This window comes from Escherichia sp. MOD1-EC6162, from assembly GCF_002965125.1.
GTDB lineage: Bacteria > Pseudomonadota > Gammaproteobacteria > Enterobacterales > Enterobacteriaceae > Escherichia > Escherichia marmotae.
In genome coordinates, this window is the sequence record NZ_PTSB01000017.1 from 47,321 (window position 1) to 69,174 (window position 21,854).

Below are 21,854 nucleotides of genomic sequence, written 5' to 3' on the forward strand. Positions count from 1 at the left end.
TTCGGCTATAAAACTTAACCTTCATACCTCGTCCCATTCCAACGCAAGATTGTATCCTCGTCGCATAACAGGTCGTGTAGGCCATGATTCTTTTCTTTCATCAGGCTAATTTTGCTACAAAAATAATCAATGTTAATTCTGGAGTTATCTGGGGTCATAATACTGCAAGCCATAGTTGGTGCGTCACTCGCGGTATATCCACAATCATCTTTCCCGCAGGCAGCGGGAGGCGTGGAAGGTGAATACGTGCAGTTAAGCGTTTCGGAAATGCCATCATCATTAATGTCGAGGGGACGGCTAATCTCATCGCTGTCAGTGCTTAATGTCGTTGCATCCAGGATGACGTTTAGTTTTTGTATCTTGCTTGTGGCCGCGTAATTGAAGCTGCTTGCGGCCATTATGCTTAGAGCTATGCCAATCCGTAAGGCTATTTTTTGCATCCTGGTTCCTCTGTAATAATCATAATGTCGTTGTTATGAATTTCACGGACATTCTCTTCTCTGACGCGTGTTTTCGCTGGGCAGGGGGAGGGTGTAATCCTTACCTCTGTATCGGTCCATGTATAAACATTGCGATCGTCATAAGCAAAGCGATCGTTTTTAGTTAGCGGACCGTTAACTGGAATAATTTGCACGCTTTTTGACCGTAATTGGCGGATAAAATAAGCATGTTGTTTGCCGCTATTAAATGAGCGATCAATGACCAGGTCTGGCGTATCCAGCGGGATTATCTCAAGCTGGTCTTCACCAAATGTCGATAATTTTGTTACATACAGCCGATCTTTATACTGCGCAATATTGCCAGTAATCAGATGAAATTGTTCAGGTTCAATACCTGGTAGGTCTATCCACTGGCTCCACTGACGGTCGGGCGTGAGCTGTTTACGCCAGCGAACGCGACTTTCCCCTACTTCAAAAGAGACGTCATCATCTACGGGTATTGCCTTGCCTGATAATTGACCAAAGGGATAACGATGCAAACCATTGTTGTCGCGAAAAACCAGCAGTGAATGAGGTATCCAGCGAATTATCTCAAATGAGTCTGCATTCGCTGCAAGGCGAACACCATTTAAATAAATGTTCTGCCCACTGCGGATAAGCAGATCATTGGAATACATTTCTCTGTTTACACCCATAAGACGTGGATTAATACCCCACCATCTTTTTTCTAATACAGTAACATCACTGCTGCTTCCCTGACGTCGACCAGACAAATAGAGATTTTTACTATCCACCAACGTGGTAGTGTTACCTTCGATAGATTTTAGCGTCGCCAGATCAACACGTGACGCGCCGCTATTACTTTCGGTGCGTTGTCCGTCAAAATAGAGGCTATATTTATCGACCGCAAAGCGGCCCATAGCCTGAAAGCTGGCAATATCGACAGTAGGTGTTCCCGGTGGGTTGCTAACAATTTTGCCACGCCAGAGAATAACGCGGCCATCTGTCACCCAGTGGTATTCCTCATTTTCTATGCTTATTTCATCGGAAGGTATATAACCCGTCTCCCCGGATATATTTTTCACAAGGCGCAAATCGGCCCTGTTCATCTCCGGAAATTGGGCAATGATTTTCTTATCCTCCCAATTACCTTTACCGTAAGACATGACACCGTGATCATTGTAATAGTCGAACCCTATGGCCTGTACGGCAGGTGTCAGAAATACGTGCCCCAACAGGATGAGTGCAAGTGTGATTATTTGACTATTCATTTTGTCGCCTCATTGCGCGGGGCAGGAATAAATTCGCCGTCATCGGTAATTTTTCCGTCCAGATATCCCGTTTTGTAATCTACGCCATAGCCATATCCCGAATGTTGTTCCTTCCAGATTAAGCGAACTTGTTTCGGATCAGCGGTGCGGTATCGCCAGAGCTGCGCGCCATCAAAGCTGTAAACGTAGCGGTTATCGCGGGCATACCATCTGCGTAAAAAGGGATGGTCATTAAGATGGGCTTCGCGTTCATCCGGAGAGCGGTTATCCAGTAAGATCAGCGGTCCGTCAGATTCAAACACGTGTAAACTGGAATGGTTTGGCCACCCTTCGGCACGCGTAAGTAAATAGCCGTGGCGCTTCCCGGCGTTGAAACGTTTGTTGATAATAAGATTGGGATCATCAAGTTTCACGATCTCCAGCTTGCGGTCACCAGACTCTGTTTCGATGATGGTATAAAGCGAGTCCTGATACTGGGCGACAGCATCACTGATGGGGTGGAACTGTTCAGGATCGAGTCCGGGTAATTCTTCCTGTTTACAAGCAGGCCCTTTACGCCAGAACACTTTCTTTTCCAGCAGAGAAAAATCCAGACAGTGCTTTGTTAAATCCTCATACCAGGCCAGATTTTCCTTGTCGAGGACCTTACGCTGTAGCCCGTTTTTATCACGCCAGGTCAAGAGTGAGCCGGGCATCCAGCGCACGACGGAAAAGGTGTCCGGGTCGGCATCCAGTTGTTCGCCGTTGATCAGGATTTTGGTCCGTGTTCGGGCAAGGGTATCCCAGGGGCCAAATGGGGCAGGAAGGCAGGGATTGAATGCTGTAGAGAATTTACCGCGCTGATCCCATGACTTTTGTGCCAGTACCGTAAAGGTGTTGGGATCATCAAGGCGCTGACCATTTGCGTAAAGATAGTGCTTGTCACGGAGAATCAAACCTAGCCAGTCTGGTTTCCATTGCGGGTTAAATTCTACCTGACGCAACGTTCGGCGGTTTAGTTGCTGGTTGCTATCGGTGCGTTTGCCTTCGTAATAGAGGCTGTACTTATCTGCGGCAAAATCCCCCCATGCCTGAAATGACGAGATATCGACTGGCGGCGTGCCTGGAGGGTTTTGCACCACCTCACCAGCGTAGAGAATAGCGCGACCATCGCTATAGTAAGAGTAATGGGGAAATGTTGCGTTTACGCCGCTGTAGACAACGTCTGTCGTGAGATCGGTTGCCGGGGGCACCGTTTCCCAATCTTCCAGTTTTGTTGGGTCAATTAACAAATTCGGTAACAGATGCAGACGCTTGTAGTTAATCTGCGGTAGCGAAAGATTGGTCTTTTCATAAGGGCGCAAGTACACCACGCCTTTTTCCTGTTGCTGGTAAATATTATGTTCAGGCTCATCAAGCCGACATCCCCATGCTGACGATAAGAACAGCGAACAAGACAACAAACAAACCACATTGCGATAGTGCATAAAGCCATCCTGGCGCGAGGTGTCGATCACGAAACCACCAGCAAAACATAAATCCCTGCGTGTAAGCGTTATACTCGCAGCAATTCCTCACTTTTCAGACTTCATAAAGAGTCGCTAAACGCTTGCTTTTACGTCTTCTCCTGCGATGATAGAAAGCAGAAAGCGATGAACTTTACAGGCAATCCATAATGAAAAACGTGTTTAAGGCACTCACTGTATTACTGACTCTTTTCAGCCTGACGGGCTGCGGTCTGAAAGGTCCGCTCTATTTCCCGCCCGCAGATAAAAACGCGCCACCGCCGACCAAACCGGTAGATACGCAAACGCAATCCACGTTGCCGGATAAAAACGACCGCGCCACTGGCGATGGCCCATCTCAGGTGAATTACTAAAAGTCAGTTTCTGTACCCGCGTGAATGGAGTAGATAATGCAGTTCTCGAAAATGCATGGCCTTGGCAACGATTTTATGGTCGTCGACGCGGTAACGCAGAATGTCTTTTTTTCACCGGATCTGATTCGTCGTCTGGCGGATCGGCACCTGGGTGTGGGTTTTGATCAGCTATTGGTGGTCGAGCCGCCTTACGATCCAGAACTCGATTTCCACTATCGTATTTTTAATGCTGACGGTAGTGAAGTGGCGCAGTGCGGCAACGGCGCACGCTGCTTTGCCCGCTTTGTACGCCTGAAAGGGCTGACCAATAAGCGTGATATTCGCGTTAGCACCGCCAATGGTCGGATGGTGCTGACCGTCACCGATGATGATCTGGTGCGGGTAAATATGGGCGAACCAAATTTCGAACCTTCCGCCGTGCCGTTTCGCGCCAACAAAGCGGAAAAGACCTATATTATGCGCGCCGCCGAGCAGACAATCTTATGCGGCGTGGTGTCAATGGGTAATCCACACTGCGTGATTCAGGTCGATGATGTCGATACTGCGGCGGTAGAAACACTAGGCCCTGTTCTGGAAAACCACGAACGCTTCCCGGAACGTGCCAATATCGGTTTTATGCAAGTGGTTAAGCGCGAGCATATTCGTTTACGAGTCTATGAACGTGGGGCAGGAGAAACTCAGGCCTGTGGCAGCGGCGCGTGTGCGGCAGTAGCGGTAGGGATTCAGCAAGGTTTGCTGGCCGAAGAAGTACGTGTGGAACTCCCTGGCGGTCGCCTTGATATCGCCTGGAAAGGTCCGGGTCATCCGTTATATATGACGGGTCCGGCAGTACATGTTTACGACGGATTTATTCATCTATGAAGCAACCAGGGGAAGAACTACAGGAAACACTCACGGAGCTTGATGACCGAGCGGTTGTCGATTATCTGATTAAAAATCCTGAGTTTTTTATCCGCAATGCGCACGCAGTAGAGGCAATTCGGGTGCCGCATCCGGTACGTGGCACCGTTTCACTCGTCGAATGGCATATGGCCCGCGCGCGTAACCATATTCATGTTCTGGAAGAGAATATGGCGCTGTTGATGGAACAGGCTACCGCCAACGAAGGCCTGTTTTATCGCTTACTTTATCTGCAGCGCACTCTCACTGCTGCCAGCAGTCTCGACGATATGCTAATGCGCTTTCACCGTTGGGCACGCGATCTCGGTCTGGCGGGCGCGAGTCTGCGTCTGTTCCCGGATCGCTGGCGTTTAGGCGCGCCGTCGAACTATACCTATCTGGCATTGAGTCGTCAGGCTTTTGAACCACTGCGTATTCAGCGTCTGGGGCAGGAACAGCATTATCTGGGGCCGCTTAACGGGCCTGAACTGCTGGTGGTGCTGCCGGAAGCGAAAGCGGTGGGATCAGTAGCGATGTCGATGTTGGGAAGTGATGCTGATTTAGGTGTCGTACTGTTCACCAGCCGGGATGCCAGTCACTATCAACAAGGGCAAGGAACGCAGTTACTCCATGAAATTGCGCTGATGATGCCGGAGCTTCTGGATCGTTGGATTGAACGCGTATGATCGATTTACATACCGATGTGGAACGCTATCTACGCTATCTGAGCGTGGAGCGTCAACTTAGCCCGATAACTCTGCTTAACTACCGACGCCAGCTTGAGGCGATCATCAATTTTGCCAGTGAAAACGACCTGCAAAGCTGGCAACAATGTGATGTGACGATGGTGCGTAATTTTGCTGTACGCAGTCGTCGTAAAGGGCTGGGAGCAGCAAGCCTCGCATTACGCCTCTCTGCGCTACGTAGCTTTTTTGACTGGCTGGTCAGCCAGAACGAACTCAAAGCCAACCCGGCGAAAGGTGTTTCGGCACCGAAAGCGGCACGCCATCTGCCAAAAAATATCGATGTCGATGATATGAATCGGCTGCTGGATATCGATATCAATGATCCCCTCGCCGTGCGCGACCGGGCAATGCTGGAAGTGATGTACGGTGCAGGTCTGCGTCTTTCCGAACTGGTGGGGCTGGACATCAAACACCTCGACCTGGAGTCCGGTGAAGTATGGGTGATGGGTAAAGGCAGCAAAGAACGTCGTTTGCCGATTGGTCGCAACGCGGTGGCGTGGATTGAGCACTGGCTTGATTTGCGTGACCTGTTTGGTTGCGAAGACGATGCGCTTTTCCTGTCGAAACAGGGGAAACGCATATCCGCGCGTAATGTGCAAAAACGCTTTGCCGAATGGGGCATAAAACAAGGGCTGAATAATCACGTTCACCCGCATAAATTACGTCACTCGTTCGCCACGCATATGCTGGAGTCGAGCGGCGATCTTCGTGGTGTGCAGGAGCTGCTGGGCCATGCCAACCTCTCCACCACGCAAATCTATACTCATCTTGATTTTCAACACCTTGCCTCGGTGTACGATGCGGCGCATCCACGCGCCAAACGGGGGAAATAATGCGTTTTTACCGGCCTTTGGGGCGCATCTCGGCGCTCACTTTTGACCTGGATGATACCCTTTACGATAACCGTCCGGTGATCCAACGTACCGAGCAAGAAGCACTTATCTTTGTGCAAAATTATCATCCGGCGCTGTGTAGCTTCCAGAATGAAGATCTGCAACGTCTGCGCCAGGCGGTACGGGAAGCGGAACCAGAGATTTATCATGATGTGACGCGCTGGCGTTTTCGTTCTATCGAACAAGCCATGCTCGACGCCGGGCTGAGTGCCGAAGAGGCCAGTGCAGGCGCACACGCGGCGATGATCAACTTTGCCAAATGGCGCAGCCGTATTGATGTGCCGCAGCAAACTCACGACACCTTAAAACAACTGGCGAAGAAATGGCCGCTGGTGGCGATCACCAACGGTAACGCCCAGCCTGAATTGTTTGGCCTGGGCGATTACTTTGAGTTCGTGCTGCGTGCTGGCCCGCACGGGCGCTCGAAACCGTTCAGCGATATGTACTTTCTGGCGGCAGAAAAACTCAATGTGCCGATCGGTGAGATCCTGCATGTTGGCGATGATCTCACCACCGACGTTGGTGGGGCAATTCGCAGCGGAATGCAGGCGTGCTGGATCAAACCGGAAAATGGCGATCTGATGCAAACCTGGGACAGCCGTTTACTGCCGCATCTGGAAATTTCCCGGTTGGCATCTCTGACCTCGCTGATATAATCAGCAACTCTGTATATATACCCAGCTTTTTGGCGGAGGGCGTTGCGCTTCTCCGCCCCAACATTTTTACGCGGCGGTGCCAATGGACGTTTCTTACCTGCTCGAAAGCCTTAATGACAAACAGCGCGAAGCGGTGGCCGCGCCACGCAGCAATCTTCTGGTGCTGGCGGGCGCGGGCAGTGGTAAGACGCGCGTTCTGGTGCATCGTATTGCGTGGCTGATGAGCGTGGAAAACTGCTCGCCGTACTCGATTATGGCGGTGACGTTTACCAACAAAGCGGCGGCGGAAATGCGCCATCGCATCGGGCAATTGATGGGCACCAGCCAGGGCGGCATGTGGGTTGGCACCTTCCACGGGCTGGCGCACCGCCTGCTGCGTGCGCACCATATGGACGCTAACCTACCGCAGGATTTCCAGATCCTCGATAGCGAAGACCAACTGCGCCTGCTCAAGCGTTTGATCAAAGCGATGAACCTCGACGAGAAGCAGTGGCCGCCGCGCCAGGCAATGTGGTACATCAACAGCCAGAAAGACGAAGGCCTGCGGCCGCATCATATTCAGAGCTACGGTAACCCGGTAGAGCAAACCTGGCAGAAGGTTTATCAGGCGTATCAGGAAGCGTGTGACCGCGCGGGCCTGGTGGACTTCGCTGAACTGCTGCTGCGCGCCCACGAACTGTGGCTTAACAAGCCGCATATCCTGCAACACTACCGCGAACGTTTTACCAATATCCTTGTGGACGAATTCCAGGATACCAACAACATTCAGTACGCGTGGATCCGCCTGCTGGCGGGTGATACCGGCAAAGTGATGATCGTCGGTGATGATGACCAGTCAATTTATGGCTGGCGCGGTGCGCAGGTCGAGAATATTCAGCGTTTCCTCAATGATTTCCCTGGTGCCGAAACTATTCGTCTGGAGCAGAACTATCGCTCCACCAGTAACATTCTGAGCGCCGCCAACGCCCTGATTGAAAACAACAATGGACGCTTAGGTAAAAAATTGTGGACCGATGGCGCGGACGGTGAGCCGATTTCCCTTTATTGTGCCTTTAACGAACTCGACGAAGCGCGTTTTGTGGTTAACCGCATCAAAACCTGGCAGGACAATGGCGGGGCGCTCGCTGAGTGCGCCATTCTCTACCGTAGCAACGCCCAGTCGCGTGTGCTGGAAGAAGCCTTATTGCAGGCCAGTATGCCGTACCGTATTTATGGCGGTATGCGCTTCTTCGAACGCCAGGAAATCAAAGATGCGCTCTCGTATCTGCGCCTGATTGCCAACCGTAACGATGACGCGGCATTTGAGCGCGTGGTGAATACGCCAACGCGGGGTATTGGTGATCGGACGCTGGACGTAGTTCGCCAGACATCGCGCGATCGCCAGCTAACTCTCTGGCAGGCGTGTCGTGAACTGTTACAGGAAAAAGCCCTCGCTGGGCGCGCTGCCAGCGCCTTGCAACGGTTTATGGAACTGATTGACGCCTTAGCGCAAGAAACTGCCGATATGCCGCTGCATGTACAGACTGACCGGGTAATTAAAGACTCTGGCCTGCGTACCATGTATGAACAGGAGAAAGGCGAAAAAGGCCAGACGCGTATTGAAAACTTAGAGGAACTGGTGACAGCAACGCGCCAGTTCAGCTACAACGAAGAAGATGAAGATTTAATGCCGCTGCAGGCTTTCCTCTCGCATGCGGCACTGGAAGCGGGTGAAGGGCAGGCGGATACCTGGCAGGATGCGGTGCAGTTGATGACTTTGCACTCAGCGAAAGGGCTGGAGTTCCCGCAGGTATTTATCGTCGGTATGGAAGAGGGAATGTTCCCCAGCCAGATGTCGCTGGATGAAGGTGGGCGTCTGGAAGAAGAACGTCGTCTGGCCTACGTTGGGGTAACCCGTGCGATGCAGAAACTGACGCTGACCTATGCGGAAACTCGCCGGCTGTATGGCAAAGAGGTTTACCATCGCCCGTCGCGCTTTATTGGTGAGCTGCCGGAAGAATGTGTGGAAGAGGTGCGATTACGCGCTACGGTGAGTCGTCCGGTCAGTCATCAGCGTATGGGTACGCCACTGGCTGAGAACGACAGCGGTTACAAACTCGGCCAGCGTGTGCGCCATGCCAAGTTTGGTGAAGGGACTATCGTCAATATGGAAGGCAGCGGCGAGCATAGCCGCCTGCAGGTGGCGTTCCAGGGCCAGGGTATTAAATGGCTGGTGGCGGCTTACGCCCGGCTGGAGACGGTGTAATTTACGATTCCGTTGCCGGATGCGGTGCTGCGCACCTTATCCGGCCTACAAAATCATGCAGATTCAATAAATTGCAACGTCATGTAGGCCGGATAAGGCGTTTACGCCGCATCCGGCATCTGCACCATATTCAGTATCTGACATAAAACTATCGTTCTAACTTTTCCGCTCGACGGAAATCATGGTGACGAAGGGATAACGTTGCCAGGGGATCGTGCCGCCTTTCACATACATATGTGAGATAGTGCCATCAAGATAAAGCAACTGCCCGACATCCAGTTTCGCTTTGGCATAGCAGGCAAAATCATAAAAGTTTGTCGCCTGCTGACTGAGCAAAAATACTGCGTTACCTTGTTTATTAATCCCTACACCGTTACGGATTTTGCGCGACGCGACGTTGGGGTGAATACGCGAATTTATCACGCCATTCTCCAGCAACATCGGCCCTGACTGCACCGCAAACTGAATATCTTTACTGGCTTTAAATGCCTGCAGCGGAACGATAGCGGCTTTATCTCCCGCAACATAAAACACGCCGCCAGGACGAATAAAGAAATTACCTTCCCCCGAGGTGAGATTTAACGCTACCTTCTGTTGACCGTTTTCGATGTACAAACCGAGAGGCGCATAACCTTCATCATAAATACCTCCGTTCATCACCATCTGCACTTGCCCCAGGCTGTCAACATCAGCCAGCAGCGCATGAAATGTTCCCCACGCTTCGCCATTAGTTTTTTGCCAGTACATTTTCACCCGTTCTGTCTGGGGATTGACGGTATACGCTTGTACGGTCAGCGTCGGATCGGAGAGCGTGCAGTCATCAGCGGCAACAGCAAACAAGGGGAGTAAGGTGAGAGTGAGAAAAATCCGTTTGAGATTCAAGGTGATCATTCCTTTACCAATGAGTAGTCAATGCGCCATTATAGGTTCTGGATGTGGGATTTTTTTATCCTGTTAATGACCTTGACGAGTACCGAAAAGCGCGAAGTTCAACTATTGTTCTGTGGTGTTCCGTTGCGTGTTGACGGCAAAATTTTGCTGGCGTAACATGCGCGCACGATCACTCTAAGAGGACATTCGCCTTGGACACACCCAGTAGATACTGGCTCACTATCCTGTCATCCAGGATCAACTCCTAAGGCTATCCCCTTTTGCTGATAGCCTTAGCGGTTGTCAGCGACCTCAATTTTTCCCGTCGCGCTGAGTCAGGCTGTTTAATGGTCTGAAACCCAATATGTTTCTGTGTGCCCACCGAACTGTCCGATATTTTAAGCATTGGGAGTCCCGGTCATGCTGAGCGCATTTCAACTGGAAAATAACCGACTGACCCGGCTGGAAGTCGAAGAGTCACAACCCCTTGTCAATGCAGTATGGATTGATCTTGTCGAACCGGATGACGACGAGCGACTGCGCGTACAATCTGAACTTGGCCAGAGCCTGGCAACTCGCCCGGAACTGGAAGACATCGAAGCATCGGCACGTTTCTTTGAAGACGATGACGGCCTGCATATTCACTCCTTCTTCTTCTTTGAAGATGCGGAAGATCACGCCGGTAACTCCACCGTGGCATTTACCATCCGTGATGGCCGCCTGTTTACCCTGCGTGAGCGTGAGTTGCCTGCATTCCGTCTGTATCGTATGCGCGCCCGTAGCCAGTCGATGGTTGACGGTAACGCCTACGAGTTACTGCTGGATTTGTTCGAAACCAAAATTGAACAGTTGGCAGATGAAATTGAAAACATCTACAGCGATCTGGAGCAACTGAGCCGGGTGATTATGGAAGGGCGTCAGGGCGATGAGTACGACGAGGCGCTCTCCACGTTGGCAGAACTGGAAGATATCGGTTGGAAAGTTCGCCTGTGTCTGATGGATACCCAGCGTGCGCTCAACTTCCTGGTGCGCAAAGCGCGCTTACCGGGTGGGCAACTGGAGCAGGCGCGCGAGATCCTGCGAGATATCGAATCCCTGTTGCCACATAACGAGTCTCTGTTCCAGAAGGTGAACTTCCTGATGCAGGCGGCGATGGGCTTTATCAACATCGAGCAGAACCGCATCATCAAGATCTTCTCGGTGGTATCCGTTGTGTTCCTGCCGCCGACGCTGGTCGCTTCCAGCTACGGGATGAACTTCGAGTTTATGCCGGAACTGAAGTGGACTTTCGGCTACCCGGGCGCAATTATCTTTATGATCCTCGCGGGCCTGGCGCCGTATCTGTACTTTAAGCGGAAGAACTGGTTGTAAAAAACGAGAATGGTGGTTTAGCCAGGCTAAGCCACCGGTCATTCAAAGGCTCCAGGTATTTAATCCTTTTACCTCTTTCTCATAGAACCATTTATTCGTGTTAACAGCAACATAGGCTACTACAACAATTCCCAGAATGTTAACGCCAATTAATGCACCGACAAATAGAGATAAAATGCCAAGTAATAGAACTATAATCGCTTTTTTCCATAACCCGAGAACAAATAAATATATCCAGGAAAAGAAGAAAGCAATAAAATTCATTTGAATAGTTAATCGTTGTCTTATTTTTAATTCTTTATATGCTGTTTTATATTCAGGTGTTGCTCCCCAGAATCCAGGAAAACCATGTTTTTCATAAAAATTAAATCGAAATTTCCATTTTTCAGTTAATGAACCATCGTTCATATATTCCTTACTCATAAATACTCCCTTAACTATTGTTTTGATGAATCAGTAGGTGCAAGCATTAGCATACTGAAAGTGGAAAAGTAGCAAATTAAGAAAATCATCGAACCAGTGCCTGAACAGTCAAAATGTTCGGCAATCATTGTGATGAAAGAGACGATATAGACTGCTAATGTACCAAAAATATAAGTTTTTATATACGTGAACCCACTATCACGGAGTCGTTGGCAACTCATGTTGATGACGAGATAATGGAGTAAGAGAGTAGAGGCTATAACAAGAAAATTTGCTTCCACATTTGCAAAGAAGACAATAAGGAAGGTGCAAATTAGGTTTGTCAAAGTAAATGACAATATATAATGGCGTCTTGAAATCCTACCATCAGATGTTGGAATAAATACACGTAACATTAATTTTACATCCTTGTCTTAATCTCCTGCCAGCATGACAATATGCCCACTCTCGTGCAAGAGCAGGCATATTTTTTCAGAATATATTTATTTTTTATTTGGTCGTTCTACGCTGCGTATAAATCGCATCCATCACAAAAATCGCCAGCGCCACCCAAATAAAGGCAAATGTCACCATTTTATCGGCACCCGGTTTTTCACCATAAAACGTTACTGCCAGCAGGAACATTAGCGTCGGGCCAATATACTGGAAAAAGCCCAGAGTGGAGAGACGCAGGCGCGTGGCGGCGGCGGTAAAGCACAACAGCGGAACGGTGGTGACAACTCCAGCAGCGATCAGCAGTAAATTCAGCGACATTGGGTTTTGCCCCATATGGCTGGTAGAACTGTCAGCAATAGCAAACAGATAAATCGCCGCCACGGGCAGCAGCCACATGGTTTCGATTAACATGCCAGTTTGTGCTTCTACCGCTATCTTCTTACGCACCAGACCATAGAAGGCAAAGCTAAATGCCAGACCCAGCGCGATGATTGGCAGCGAACCAAAAGTCCAGAGCTGGACCAGCACACCACACACCGCCAGAATTACCGCCAGCCACTGCATCCGGCGGAACCGCTCACCGAGGAAAATCATTCCCAGCACAATGTTCACCAACGGGTTAATAAAGTAACCGAGACTCGCCTCCAGCATATGGTGATTGTTCACTGCCCAGATAAACAGTAGCCAGTTGCCACCAATCAGCACAGCAGAGACTGCCAGCATAAAGATTTTCTGTGGTGTCTGAATCAGGGTTTTTAAATAGGACCACTGGCGGCTGATGCTCATCAGCACCACCATAAAGAAAAACGACCAGATTACACGATGCGTCAGGATCTCATCAGCAGGTACGTAATAAATCAGCTTGAAGTACGCAGGAGCAATACCCCAAATAAAATAAGCGGCAAGAGCGAGTAATACGCCCTGCCGCGTTTGTTTGGTATCCATTGGAAAAACTCATTTTTAATTGTTAACGGCAGCTTACCTGCTCAGATTGCTGACAAAGTGCGCTTTGCCCATGCTGGATGCGGTGTTAACGCCTTATCTGGCCTACAAAATCATGCAAATTCAATATATTGCATTTCTCTGGTAGGCCTGATAAGCGTAGCGCATCAGGCAATTTGCGTTTGTTATCAGTCTCAGCAGTTTACCTGCTTTTAGATTTTCAACCCACCATATAGGTGGCGGTAGCACTGGCAATATAAAGTTGTTCTTCATTGTGCAGTTCAACGCGGGCGACGGCGACTTTATTACCCGCACGTAACAGGCTGCTGGTGGCTGTAAAACGCTCGCCTCTGCCTGGGCGCAGATAATCGACGCGAAGATCAATGGTTCCCATCCGCGATAACCGCTGGCGCAGTTCATCTTCACTGATGGTTTCGTGGCGGGTTAAGGTACTACCTACACATACCAGGCCAGCGGCGACATCCAGCGCCGACGCAATCACCCCGCCGTGCAAAATGCTTTGTGCCCAGTTACCAACCATCATTGGCTGATTGTTAAAGGCCAGTTGCGCAAATTCTTTCTCGTAACGCTCCAGTTCCATCCCCAATGCCCGATTAAACGGCATGTGATAAACAAACATCTCACCCACTAATTTCAGGGCTTTTTCGGCAGTCAGTACGGCAGACATATCATCCTTACACTTCAGTGGTTAATGAAATGTTGATTTTATGCTTCTTTGTTGTTGGTTTCTACTTTAGGAAGGGATAACTAACGGCAATTGAGTTAAGTATGTAAAATAGCCCGCAGAAAAAATATTCATCTAATCAATAATTCGTTACGGAGAACACGATCGATGCGGACTCTACTGGGCTGCTTGTTGCCGGTGTGTATGCTGCCGATAGTGGCAAATGCGCAAGAGGCAACGGTGAAAGATGTGCATGATGCGCCTGCAGTACGTGGCAGCATTATCGCCAATATGTTGCAGGAGCATGATAATCCTTTCACCCTTTATCCTTATGACACCAACTACATCATCTATACCCAGACCAGCGATCTGAATAAAGAAGCGATTGCCAGTTACGACTGGGCAGAAAACGCGCGTAAGGATGAAGTGAAATTCCAGTTGAGTCTGGCGTTTCCGCTGTGGCGGGGGATTTTGGGGCCAAACTCTGTACTGGGCGCTTCCTACACCCAGAAATCCTGGTGGCAGCTTTCTAATAGCGAAGAGTCATCGCCGTTTCGTGAAACCAACTATGAACCGCAATTGTTCCTCGGTTTTGCTACCGATTACCGTTTTGCAGGCTGGACACTGCGCGATGTGGAGATGGGCTACAACCATGACTCGAACGGGCGTTCTGACCCGACGTCCCGTAGCTGGAACCGCCTTTATACCCGCCTGATGGCAGAAAACGGTAACTGGCTGGTAGAAGTGAAGCCGTGGTATGTGGTGGGTAATACGGACGATAACCCGGATATCACCAAATATATGGGTTACTACCAGCTTAAAATCGGCTATCACCTCGGTGATGCGGTATTGAGCGCGAAAGGGCAGTATAACTGGAACACCGGTTACGGCGGCGCAGAGTTAGGCTTAAGTTACCCAATCACCAAACATGTGCGTCTTTATACTCAGGTCTACAGCGGTTACGGCGAATCACTTATCGACTATAACTTTAACCAGACCCGCGTCGGTGTGGGGGTTATGCTAAACGACCTGTTCTAATGCGAGTTGAGCGGCAGGCAAAACTGGAATCTTACTTCCAACGTTATCCATCCTGGCGCTAAAAGCATTGCAGTTTCTCGCTCAGGCGCTGAAAATAGCGCCTGTTTTTATTTCAGGCAATCGGGGTGAATGTGGCGCAGGCGGAAGTGTTGAATCTGGAGTCCGGAGCTAAACAGGTTTTACAAGAAACCTTTGGCTACCAACAGTTTCGCCCAGGCCAGGAAGAAATTATCGACACCGTACTTTCCGGTCGCGATTGCCTCGTCGTTATGCCAACCGGCGGCGGCAAATCTCTGTGTTATCAAATTCCTGCGTTGTTATTGAACGGCCTGACCGTTGTTGTTTCACCACTGATTTCGTTGATGAAAGACCAGGTGGATCAACTGCAAGCCAACGGTGTGGCGGCGGCGTGCCTTAACTCAACGCAAACCCGCGAGCAGCAGCTTGAAGTGATGACTGGCTGCCGTACCGGGCAAATTCGCCTGCTGTATATCGCACCAGAACGCCTGATGCTGGATAACTTCCTTGAGCATCTGGCGCACTGGAATCCTGTCTTATTAGCCGTTGATGAAGCGCACTGTATTTCCCAATGGGGACACGATTTCCGCCCGGAATATGCCGCGCTTGGTCAACTGCGCCAGCGTTTCCCGATGCTGCCATTTATGGCGCTGACAGCCACCGCCGACGACACCACGCGACAAGATATTGTGCGCCTGCTCGGGTTGAACGATCCGCTGATTCAAATCAGCAGTTTTGACCGCCCGAATATTCGCTACATGTTGATGGAGAAGTTCAAACCACTCGATCAACTGATGCGTTACGTGCAGGAACAGCGGGGTAAGTCCGGCATTATTTACTGCAACAGTCGGGCGAAAGTGGAAGACACCGCCGCGCGTCTGCAAAGCAAGGGGATTAGCGCAGCAGCGTATCACGCCGGACTGGAAAACGATGTCCGCGCCGATGTGCAGGAGAAATTCCAGCGCGATGATCTGCAAATTGTCGTGGCGACCGTGGCGTTTGGCATGGGCATCAACAAGCCTAACGTTCGCTTCGTGGTGCATTTTGATATTCCGCGCAACATTGAATCCTATTATCAGGAAACCGGTCGCGCCGGGCGTGATGGCCTGCCAGCGGAAGCGATGCTGTTTTACGATCCGGCCGATATGGCGTGGCTGCGTCGTTGTCTGGAAGAAAAGCCACAAGGGCAGTTGCAGGATATCGAGCGCCATAAACTCAATGCGATGGGCGCATTTGCCGAAGCGCAAACCTGTCGCCGTCTGGTGTTGCTGAACTATTTTGGCGAAGGTCGTCAGGAGCCGTGCGGTAACTGCGATATCTGCCTCGATCCGCCGAAACAATACGACGGTTCAACCGATGCGCAGATTGCGCTTTCCACCATTGGCCGGGTGAATCAGCGTTTTGGTATGGGCTATGTGGTGGAAGTGATTCGCGGTGCCAATAACCAGCGTATCCGCGACTACGGTCACGACAAACTGAAAGTCTATGGCATGGGGCGTGAGAAAAGCCATGAGCACTGGGTGAGCGTAATTCGCCAACTGATTCACCTCGGTCTGGTGACACAAAACATCGCCCAGCATTCTGCCCTACAACTGACAGAAGCCGCGCGCCCGGTGCTGCGTGGCGAATCCCCTCTGCAACTCGCCGTGCCGCGTATTGTGGCGCTTAAACCGAAGGTGATGCAGAAATCATTCGGCGGCAATTATGACCGCAAGCTGTTCGCTAAATTACGCAAACTGCGGAAGTCTATTGCTGATGAAAGCAATGTTCCGCCATATGTCGTGTTTAACGATGCAACGCTGATTGAGATGGCAGAGCAGATGCCGATCACCGCCAGCGAAATGTTGAGCGTTAACGGTGTCGGGATGCGTAAGCTGGAACGCTTTGGCAAACCGTTTATGACGCTGATCCGCGCGCATGTCGACGGCGACGACGAAGAGTAGTCATCGGCATAAAAAAGTGCCAGGATGAATATTCCGTAAACGTTTTCCCCACGAGTCAAATGTATGTTGATGTTATTCCTCACCGTTGCCATGGTGCATATTGTGGCGCTTATGAGTCCCGGTCCCGATTTCTTTTTTGTCTCTCAGACTGCCGTTAGTCGTTCCCGTAAAGAAGCGATGATGGGCGTGTTGGGTATTACCTGTGGTGTAATGGTTTGGGCAGGGATCGCGCTGCTTGGCTTGCATCTGATTATCGAAAAAATGGCCTGGCTGCATACGCTGATTATGGTTGGCGGTGGGCTGTATCTCTGCTGGATGGGTTACCAGATGCTGCGCGGCGCACTGAAAAAAGAGACGGTTTCCGCGCCTGCACCACAGGTGGAACTGGCGAAAAGTGGACGCAGTTTCCTGAAAGGTTTGCTGACGAATCTCGCCAATCCTAAAGCGATTATCTACTTTGGTTCGGTGTTCTCGCTGTTTGTCGGTGATAACGTCGGCACCACCGCTCGTTGGGGCATTTTCGCGCTGATCATTATCGAAACGCTGGCGTGGTTTACCGTCGTTGCCAGCCTGTTTGCTTTGCCGAAGATGCGCCGTGGTTATCAGCGCCTGTCGAAGTGGATCGATGGTTTTGCCGGAGCGTTATTTGCCGGATTTGGCATACATTTGATTATTTCGCGTTGATACCTGACGCGTCATCAGAGTAAGTCGGATAAGGCGTTTCGCCGTATCCGACATGATTTTCAGGCATGTCTGGCCGATGCCAACAGTGCTCCCACCAGCATAAACAACGAGCCGAAAATCTTATTCAACGCCTTCATTTGTTTTGGCCCTTTAATCCAGAGTGCAATCCGTTGGGCGAGGGTGGCGTAACCGATCATCACAATAATATCGACCACAATGGTGGTGACGCCGAGCACGATATACTGCATCAGTTGTGGCTGCTGGGGCATGATGAATTGTGGAAATAGCGCCGCCAGAAACACAATACTTTTGGGATTAGTAAGATTCACAAACACGGCTCGCTGAAACAAATGACGGCGAGATTGGGTTGGGGACAGCGACTTGAGGTCGATAGCTCCGGCGGCGCGCCATTGCTGAATTCCCAGCCAAATCAGGTAGGCGGCACCTGCCCATTTTAATATTTCAAAAGCAATAACCGAGCGTGAAAATAGCGTACCCAAACCCACACCAACCAATACAATATGAATCGCCAGTCCGGTTTGCAGTCCAGCGATAGACGCTAACGCACCGCGATAACCGTGGTTAAGTGAGGTCGTCATGGTGTTGATTGCGCCAGAGCCTGGCGAGAGGCTTAAAATGATCGATGTCAGCAAGTAGGCGAACCACCATTCAAAGGTCATGGGAATCTCCCGGATAGTCTATTTTTGTGCCACAATACGCTACTGTCGCGGCGTTGTGTCAGACACGCTTAAAAAAACGATTTTACGTGGTTTAAGAGGCAGATTACCCGATGTTTCAGCAGCAAAAAGACTGGGAAACAAGAGAAAAAGCGTTTGCTGCTTTTACGATGGGGCCACTGACTGACTTCTGGCGTCAGCGGGACGAGGCAGAGTTTATTGGCGTGGATGATATTCCGGTGCGCTATGTCCGTTTTTGCGCTCCGCAACATGACCGGGTAGTCGTCGTTTGTCCGGGGCGCATTGAGAGCTATGTAAAGTATGCCGAACTAGCCTATGACCTGTTCCATCTGGGGTTTGATGTGTTAATCATCGACCATCGAGGGCAGGGACGCTCCGGTCGTCTGTTAGCCGATCCGCATCTCGGACACGTGAACCAGTTTAATGATTATGTCGATGACCTGGCGGCATTCTGGCAACAAGAGATCCAGCCAGGCCCGTGGCGTAAACGCTATATACTGGCACATTCGATGGGCGGCGCGATCTCCACATTATTTCTGCAACGCCATCCAGGTGTATGTGACGCCATTGCGCTAACTGCACCAATGTTCGGTATTGTGATTCGTATGCCGTCATTTATGGCGCGGAAAATCCTTAACTGGGCTGAAGCGCACCCACGTTTTCGTGATGGCTATGCAATAGGCACCGGTCGCTGGCGCGCGCTGCCGTTTGCCATCAATGTACTGACCCACAGCAGACAGCGATATCGACGTAATTTACGCTTCTATGCTGATGATCCAACGATTCGCGTCGGTGGGCCGACCTACCATTGGGTACGCGAAAGTATTCTGGCTGGCGAACAGGTGTTAGCCGGTGCGGGTAATGACGCCACACCAACGCTTCTCTTGCAGGCCGAAGAAGAACGTGTGGTAGATAACCGTATGCACGACCGTTTTTGTGAACTCCGCACCGCAGCGGGTCATCCTGTAGAAGGGGGGCGACCGCTGGTAATTAAAGGTGCGTACCACGAGATCCTTTTTGAAAAGGACGCAATGCGCTCAGTCGCGCTCCACGCCATCGTCGAATTTTTCGACCGGCATAACACATCCAGCGGAAGTCGCTCGTTATAGAGGTTTAAATTTCTTATGTATCAGGTTGTTGCGTCTGATTTAGATGGTACGTTACTTTCCCCCGACCATACGTTGTCCCCTTACGCCAAAGAAACGCTGAAATTGCTCACTGCGCGCGGTATCAACTTTGTGTTTGCGACCGGTCGCCACCACGTCGATGTGGGGCAAATTCGCGATAATCTGGAGATTAAGTCGTACATGATCACCTCCAATGGCGCGCGCGTTCACGACCTCGATGGCAATCTGATTTTTGCTCATAACCTGGATCATGACATTGCCAGCGATCTGTTTGGCGTGGTCAACGACAACCCGGACATCATTACTAACGTTTATCGTGATGATGAATGGTTTATGAACCGCCACCGCCCGGAAGAGATGCGCTTTTTTAAAGAAGCGGTATTCAAATATGCTCTGTATGAGCCGGGATTGCTGGAGCCGGAAGGCGTCAGCAAAGTATTCTTCACCTGCGATTCTCATGAAAAATTGTTACCACTTGAGCAAGCAATCAATGCTCGCTGGGGCGATCGCGTCAACGTCAGCTTCTCCACGCTCACCTGTCTGGAAGTGATGGCTGGCGGTGTTTCTAAAGGCCATGCGCTGGAAGCGGTGGCGAAGAAACTGGGTTACAGTCTGAAGGATTGCATTGCCTTTGGCGACGGGATGAACGACGCCGAAATGCTGTCGATGGCGGGGAAAGGTTGCATTATGGGCAGCGCGCACCAGCGTCTGAAAGATCTGCATCCGGAACTGGAAGTCATTGGGACTAATGCCGAAGACGCGGTGCCGCATTATCTGCGTAAGCTCTATTTATCGTAATTGTTCTTTATTTGTTCAGTTGTCAACCTGATACTTCGCTACAATGGATACTCGTTAATTAAAGAGTTTTCCATTGTGGCGCTACTAATCATCACCACTATTCTGTGGGCCTTCTCCTTTAGCTTTTACGGCGAGTACCTTGCGGGGCACGTCGACAGCTATTTTTCGGTGCTGGTACGCGTTGGCCTGGCGGCGCTCGTTTTCCTGCCGTTCCTGCGTACCCGAGGCAATAGCCTGAAAACCATTGGCCTGTATATGCTGGTGGGCGCGATGCAGCTTGGCATTATGTATATGCTTAGTTTCCGTGCCTATCTTTACCTGACTGTCTCTGAACTGCTGTTATTTACCGTCCTGACGCCGCTCTACATCACGCTGATTTATGACATCATGAGTAAGCGCCGTCTGCGCTGGGGCTACGCTTTTAGCGCCTTGTTGGCGGTGATTGGTGCCGGGATTATTCGTTACGATCAGGTCACTGACCATTTCTGGACTGGCCTGCTGCTGGTGCAACTCTCCAATATCACTTTCGCGATTGGTATGGTGGGCTATAAACGCCTGATGGAAACCCGCCCGATGCCGCAGCATAACGCCTTTGCGTGGTTCTATCTCGGCGCGTTCCTGGTGGCGGTGATTGCATGGTTCTTGCTGGGCAATACGCAGAAAATGCCGGAAACCACGCTGCAATGGAGCATTCTGGTGTTTCTTGGCGTGGTGGCCTCCGGGATTGGTTACTTTATGTGGAACTACGGCGCGACTCAGGTGGACGCCGGAACGCTGGGTATTATGAATAATATGCATGTTCCGGCAGGGCTGCTGGTTAACCTGGCAATCTGGCACCAACAGCCGCACTGGCCAACGTTTATTACAGGCGCGCTGGTGATCCTGGCCTCACTGTGGGTGCATCGTAAGTGGGTCGCTCCGCGCTCTTCACAAACGGCAGATGATCGCAGGCGTGATTGCGCGTTGAGCGAATAAACGCTTCCGTAACCGGCTGACGCTGCTCGCCATCGCGAACGGCGGCGTACAGTCGGCTCCACAATCCTTCGCCAAGGGTTTTAGTCACTACCAAACCCTGGCGTTCAAAGCTCTCCACCACCCAATGCGGCAGGGCGGCAATACCCATCCGCGCGGCAACCATCTGAATCAACAATAAGGTGTTATCGACGCTTTTCAGTGACGGACTGACGCCTGCGGGCTGAAGAAAATGCCGCCAGACATCCAGTCGGCTACGCTGCACCGGATAAATTAACAGCGTCTCGCTGGCGAGATCTTCCGGCGTGATCCGCGTTTTCGCAGCCAGTGGATGGTCAGGTGCTAACACCAGACGCACTTCATAATCGAACATTGGCGAGTAATGCAGGCCACTGCGCGGCAGAATATCGGATGTCATCACCAGATCCAGCTCGCCCTGTTGCAACGCGGGCTGCGGGTCAAAGGTTACGCCCGATTTAAAATCCGTCTCGACCTGCGGCCAGTTCTTATGAAAGTTTTCTAACGCGGGCGTCAGCCACTGAATACAGCTATGACATTCGATGGCGATACGCAGGCGAGTCTGCTGCGGTTCATTGCAGGCTTGCAGTGCCTGACTGATTTGCGGCAGTACCTGGTTTGCCAGTTGTAACAGGATTTCTCCCTGCGGCGTAAAGCGTAGCGGCTGGCTTTTACGCACAAATAGCCGGAAGCCAAGACGTTGTTCCAGATCGCTAAACTGGTGAGACAGGGCGGATTGCGTCTGATGCAACGTCGCCGCAGCGGCTGCGAGCGAGCCGCAGTTCCGCAACGCTTGTAGCGTTTTCAGGTGTTTTACTTCGATCATGAAAGTCCTTCACTTCGG

General features: G+C 50.8%; 24 protein-coding genes. 14 read left to right on the forward strand and 10 right to left on the reverse strand.

The window, feature by feature from the left end:
- Positions 1–14 precede the first annotated feature (14 nt).
- The 3 genes from A9587_RS15085 to A9587_RS15095 are packed head-to-tail and all read right to left on the reverse strand — an operon-like array spanning position 15 to position 3,177.
- Positions 15–440 carry a hypothetical protein gene (locus tag A9587_RS15085; RefSeq protein ID WP_001517387.1) on the reverse strand — a complete coding sequence of 142 codons (426 nt, stop codon included), beginning with the start codon at positions 438–440 and terminating at the stop codon, positions 15–17.
- A complete protein-coding gene (locus A9587_RS15090; RefSeq protein WP_016262694.1) occupies positions 428–1,711 on the reverse strand; it encodes a hypothetical protein in 1,284 nt (427 codons plus the stop codon). Before A9587_RS15090 ends, A9587_RS15085 begins: the two co-directional genes overlap by 13 nt.
- Positions 1,708–3,177, reverse strand: a complete 1,470-nt coding sequence (locus tag A9587_RS15095; protein WP_016249444.1) for a hypothetical protein — start codon at positions 3,175–3,177, stop codon at positions 1,708–1,710. Before A9587_RS15095 ends, A9587_RS15090 begins: the two co-directional genes overlap by 4 nt.
- Before the next feature lie 188 nt (positions 3,178–3,365).
- Between A9587_RS15095 and lptM the strand changes: the two genes are divergently transcribed.
- The 6 genes from lptM to uvrD all read left to right on the forward strand — a co-directional run bounded on the left by lptM (position 3,366) and on the right by uvrD (position 8,988).
- Positions 3,366–3,569: an LPS translocon maturation chaperone LptM gene (lptM, locus tag A9587_RS15100; protein WP_000799886.1), complete on the forward strand. Its 204-nt coding sequence runs from the start codon at positions 3,366–3,368 to the stop codon at positions 3,567–3,569.
- Positions 3,570–3,605: 36 nt separating this feature from the next.
- Positions 3,606–4,430, forward strand: a complete 825-nt coding sequence (gene dapF / locus A9587_RS15105) for a diaminopimelate epimerase (protein WP_001160644.1) — start codon at positions 3,606–3,608, stop codon at positions 4,428–4,430.
- Positions 4,427–5,134: a DUF484 domain-containing protein gene (locus A9587_RS15110; RefSeq protein WP_105263718.1), complete on the forward strand. Its 708-nt coding sequence runs from the start codon at positions 4,427–4,429 to the stop codon at positions 5,132–5,134. The genes dapF and A9587_RS15110 overlap by 4 nt, the downstream gene beginning before the upstream one ends.
- On the forward strand, positions 5,131–6,027 hold the full coding sequence (gene xerC, locus A9587_RS15115; protein ID WP_000566225.1) for a tyrosine recombinase XerC: 897 nt from the start codon (positions 5,131–5,133) through the stop codon (positions 6,025–6,027). The genes A9587_RS15110 and xerC overlap by 4 nt, the downstream gene beginning before the upstream one ends.
- The gene (gene yigB, locus A9587_RS15120; RefSeq protein ID WP_105263719.1) at positions 6,027–6,743 is read left to right on the forward strand and encodes a 5-amino-6-(5-phospho-D-ribitylamino)uracil phosphatase YigB; all 717 of its coding nucleotides are present in this window, start codon (positions 6,027–6,029) and stop codon (positions 6,741–6,743) included. Before xerC ends, yigB begins: the two co-directional genes overlap by 1 nt.
- A gap of 82 nt (positions 6,744–6,825) precedes the next feature.
- Entirely contained in the window at positions 6,826–8,988 is a 2,163-nt protein-coding gene (gene uvrD, locus A9587_RS15125; protein ID WP_001517382.1) for a DNA helicase II, read from the forward strand.
- Positions 8,989–9,144: 156 nt separating this feature from the next.
- On the opposite strand, the gene A9587_RS15130 is transcribed toward uvrD, so the two are convergent.
- Positions 9,145–9,879 carry a phosphodiester glycosidase family protein gene (locus A9587_RS15130; protein ID WP_228929139.1) on the reverse strand — a complete coding sequence of 245 codons (735 nt, stop codon included), beginning with the start codon at positions 9,877–9,879 and terminating at the stop codon, positions 9,145–9,147.
- Positions 9,880–10,070: 191 nt separating this feature from the next.
- Between A9587_RS15130 and ysgD the strand changes: the two genes are divergently transcribed.
- Both ysgD and corA read left to right on the forward strand, forming a co-directional pair.
- A complete protein-coding gene (gene ysgD / locus A9587_RS25070; RefSeq protein ID WP_211180520.1) occupies positions 10,071–10,127 on the forward strand; it encodes a protein YsgD in 57 nt (18 codons plus the stop codon).
- A gap of 151 nt (positions 10,128–10,278) precedes the next feature.
- Complete coding sequence (gene corA / locus A9587_RS15135) at positions 10,279–11,229, forward strand: magnesium/cobalt transporter CorA (protein ID WP_000947160.1); 951 nt, start codon at positions 10,279–10,281, stop codon at positions 11,227–11,229.
- Positions 11,230–11,271: 42 nt separating this feature from the next.
- Here the strand turns inward: corA and A9587_RS15140 are convergent, their stop codons facing one another.
- From A9587_RS15140 to yigI, 4 genes are all read right to left on the reverse strand, one after another.
- On the reverse strand, positions 11,272–11,652 hold the full coding sequence (locus A9587_RS15140) for a DUF2628 domain-containing protein (protein WP_000032592.1): 381 nt from the start codon (positions 11,650–11,652) through the stop codon (positions 11,272–11,274).
- A 14-nt stretch (positions 11,653–11,666) separates the two neighbouring features.
- Complete coding sequence (locus A9587_RS15145) at positions 11,667–12,047, reverse strand: hypothetical protein (protein ID WP_001517380.1); 381 nt, start codon at positions 12,045–12,047, stop codon at positions 11,667–11,669.
- Positions 12,048–12,141: 94 nt separating this feature from the next.
- A complete protein-coding gene (gene rarD / locus A9587_RS15150) occupies positions 12,142–13,032 on the reverse strand; it encodes an EamA family transporter RarD (protein WP_000380004.1) in 891 nt (296 codons plus the stop codon).
- Between the two features lie 217 nt (positions 13,033–13,249).
- Positions 13,250–13,717, reverse strand: coding sequence for an acyl-CoA thioesterase YigI (gene yigI / locus A9587_RS15155; protein ID WP_001277134.1), 468 nt, complete (start codon positions 13,715–13,717; stop codon positions 13,250–13,252).
- A 165-nt stretch (positions 13,718–13,882) separates the two neighbouring features.
- Between yigI and pldA the strand changes: the two genes are divergently transcribed.
- The 3 genes from pldA to rhtC all read left to right on the forward strand — a co-directional run bounded on the left by pldA (position 13,883) and on the right by rhtC (position 17,397).
- Complete coding sequence (gene pldA, locus A9587_RS15160) at positions 13,883–14,752, forward strand: phospholipase A (protein ID WP_001259597.1); 870 nt, start codon at positions 13,883–13,885, stop codon at positions 14,750–14,752.
- A 131-nt stretch (positions 14,753–14,883) separates the two neighbouring features.
- Complete coding sequence (recQ, locus tag A9587_RS15165) at positions 14,884–16,713, forward strand: ATP-dependent DNA helicase RecQ (RefSeq protein WP_024191924.1); 1,830 nt, start codon at positions 14,884–14,886, stop codon at positions 16,711–16,713.
- A gap of 63 nt (positions 16,714–16,776) precedes the next feature.
- Positions 16,777–17,397 (forward strand): threonine export protein RhtC, encoded by a 621-nt coding sequence (gene rhtC, locus A9587_RS15170; RefSeq protein ID WP_000928833.1) that lies wholly within the window; start codon positions 16,777–16,779, stop codon positions 17,395–17,397.
- 59 nt (positions 17,398–17,456) lie between these two features.
- Here the strand turns inward: rhtC and rhtB are convergent, their stop codons facing one another.
- Positions 17,457–18,077: a homoserine/homoserine lactone efflux protein gene (gene rhtB, locus A9587_RS15175; protein WP_000142511.1), complete on the reverse strand. Its 621-nt coding sequence runs from the start codon at positions 18,075–18,077 to the stop codon at positions 17,457–17,459.
- A gap of 110 nt (positions 18,078–18,187) precedes the next feature.
- On the opposite strand from rhtB, the gene pldB reads away from it, so the two are divergent.
- From pldB to bioP, 3 genes are all read left to right on the forward strand, one after another.
- Positions 18,188–19,204, forward strand: coding sequence for a lysophospholipase L2 (pldB, locus tag A9587_RS15180; protein ID WP_105263720.1), 1,017 nt, complete (start codon positions 18,188–18,190; stop codon positions 19,202–19,204).
- Between the two features lie 15 nt (positions 19,205–19,219).
- Positions 19,220–20,020, forward strand: coding sequence for a sugar/pyridoxal phosphate phosphatase YigL (gene yigL / locus A9587_RS15185; protein ID WP_000285344.1), 801 nt, complete (start codon positions 19,220–19,222; stop codon positions 20,018–20,020).
- A 75-nt stretch (positions 20,021–20,095) separates the two neighbouring features.
- On the forward strand, positions 20,096–20,995 hold the full coding sequence (gene bioP / locus A9587_RS15190; RefSeq protein WP_001196250.1) for a biotin transporter: 900 nt from the start codon (positions 20,096–20,098) through the stop codon (positions 20,993–20,995).
- On the opposite strand, the gene metR is transcribed toward bioP, so the two are convergent.
- The gene (metR, locus tag A9587_RS15195) at positions 20,883–21,836 is read right to left on the reverse strand and encodes an HTH-type transcriptional regulator MetR (RefSeq protein ID WP_000573631.1); all 954 of its coding nucleotides are present in this window, start codon (positions 21,834–21,836) and stop codon (positions 20,883–20,885) included. The genes bioP and metR overlap by 113 nt on opposite strands.
- Positions 21,837–21,854 lie beyond the last annotated feature (18 nt).

What these genes read in the sequence shown, in the direction of transcription:
- A9587_RS15085 (WP_001517387.1), bottom strand. Translation starts at nt 440, where the DNA reads ATGCAAAAAATAGCCTTACGGATTGGCATAGCTCTAAGCATAATGGCC.
- A9587_RS15090 (WP_016262694.1), bottom strand. Translation starts at nt 1,711, where the DNA reads ATGAATAGTCAAATAATCACACTTGCACTCATCCTGTTGGGGCACGTA.
- A9587_RS15095 (WP_016249444.1), bottom strand. Translation starts at nt 3,177, where the DNA reads ATGCACTATCGCAATGTGGTTTGTTTGTTGTCTTGTTCGCTGTTCTTA.
- lptM (WP_000799886.1), top strand. Translation starts at nt 3,366, where the DNA reads ATGAAAAACGTGTTTAAGGCACTCACTGTATTACTGACTCTTTTCAGC.
- dapF (WP_001160644.1), top strand. Translation starts at nt 3,606, where the DNA reads ATGCAGTTCTCGAAAATGCATGGCCTTGGCAACGATTTTATGGTCGTC.
- A9587_RS15110 (WP_105263718.1), top strand. Translation starts at nt 4,427, where the DNA reads ATGAAGCAACCAGGGGAAGAACTACAGGAAACACTCACGGAGCTTGAT.
- xerC (WP_000566225.1), top strand. Translation starts at nt 5,131, where the DNA reads ATGATCGATTTACATACCGATGTGGAACGCTATCTACGCTATCTGAGC.
- yigB (WP_105263719.1), top strand. Translation starts at nt 6,027, where the DNA reads ATGCGTTTTTACCGGCCTTTGGGGCGCATCTCGGCGCTCACTTTTGAC.
- uvrD (WP_001517382.1), top strand. Translation starts at nt 6,826, where the DNA reads ATGGACGTTTCTTACCTGCTCGAAAGCCTTAATGACAAACAGCGCGAA.
- A9587_RS15130 (WP_228929139.1), bottom strand. Translation starts at nt 9,879, where the DNA reads ATGATCACCTTGAATCTCAAACGGATTTTTCTCACTCTCACCTTACTC.
- corA (WP_000947160.1), top strand. Translation starts at nt 10,279, where the DNA reads ATGCTGAGCGCATTTCAACTGGAAAATAACCGACTGACCCGGCTGGAA.
- A9587_RS15140 (WP_000032592.1), bottom strand. Translation starts at nt 11,652, where the DNA reads ATGAGTAAGGAATATATGAACGATGGTTCATTAACTGAAAAATGGAAA.
- A9587_RS15145 (WP_001517380.1), bottom strand. Translation starts at nt 12,047, where the DNA reads ATGTTACGTGTATTTATTCCAACATCTGATGGTAGGATTTCAAGACGC.
- rarD (WP_000380004.1), bottom strand. Translation starts at nt 13,032, where the DNA reads ATGGATACCAAACAAACGCGGCAGGGCGTATTACTCGCTCTTGCCGCT.
- yigI (WP_001277134.1), bottom strand. Translation starts at nt 13,717, where the DNA reads ATGTCTGCCGTACTGACTGCCGAAAAAGCCCTGAAATTAGTGGGTGAG.
- pldA (WP_001259597.1), top strand. Translation starts at nt 13,883, where the DNA reads ATGCGGACTCTACTGGGCTGCTTGTTGCCGGTGTGTATGCTGCCGATA.
- rhtC (WP_000928833.1), top strand. Translation starts at nt 16,777, where the DNA reads ATGTTGATGTTATTCCTCACCGTTGCCATGGTGCATATTGTGGCGCTT.
- rhtB (WP_000142511.1), bottom strand. Translation starts at nt 18,077, where the DNA reads ATGACCTTTGAATGGTGGTTCGCCTACTTGCTGACATCGATCATTTTA.
- pldB (WP_105263720.1), top strand. Translation starts at nt 18,188, where the DNA reads ATGTTTCAGCAGCAAAAAGACTGGGAAACAAGAGAAAAAGCGTTTGCT.
- yigL (WP_000285344.1), top strand. Translation starts at nt 19,220, where the DNA reads ATGTATCAGGTTGTTGCGTCTGATTTAGATGGTACGTTACTTTCCCCC.
- metR (WP_000573631.1), bottom strand. Translation starts at nt 21,836, where the DNA reads ATGATCGAAGTAAAACACCTGAAAACGCTACAAGCGTTGCGGAACTGC.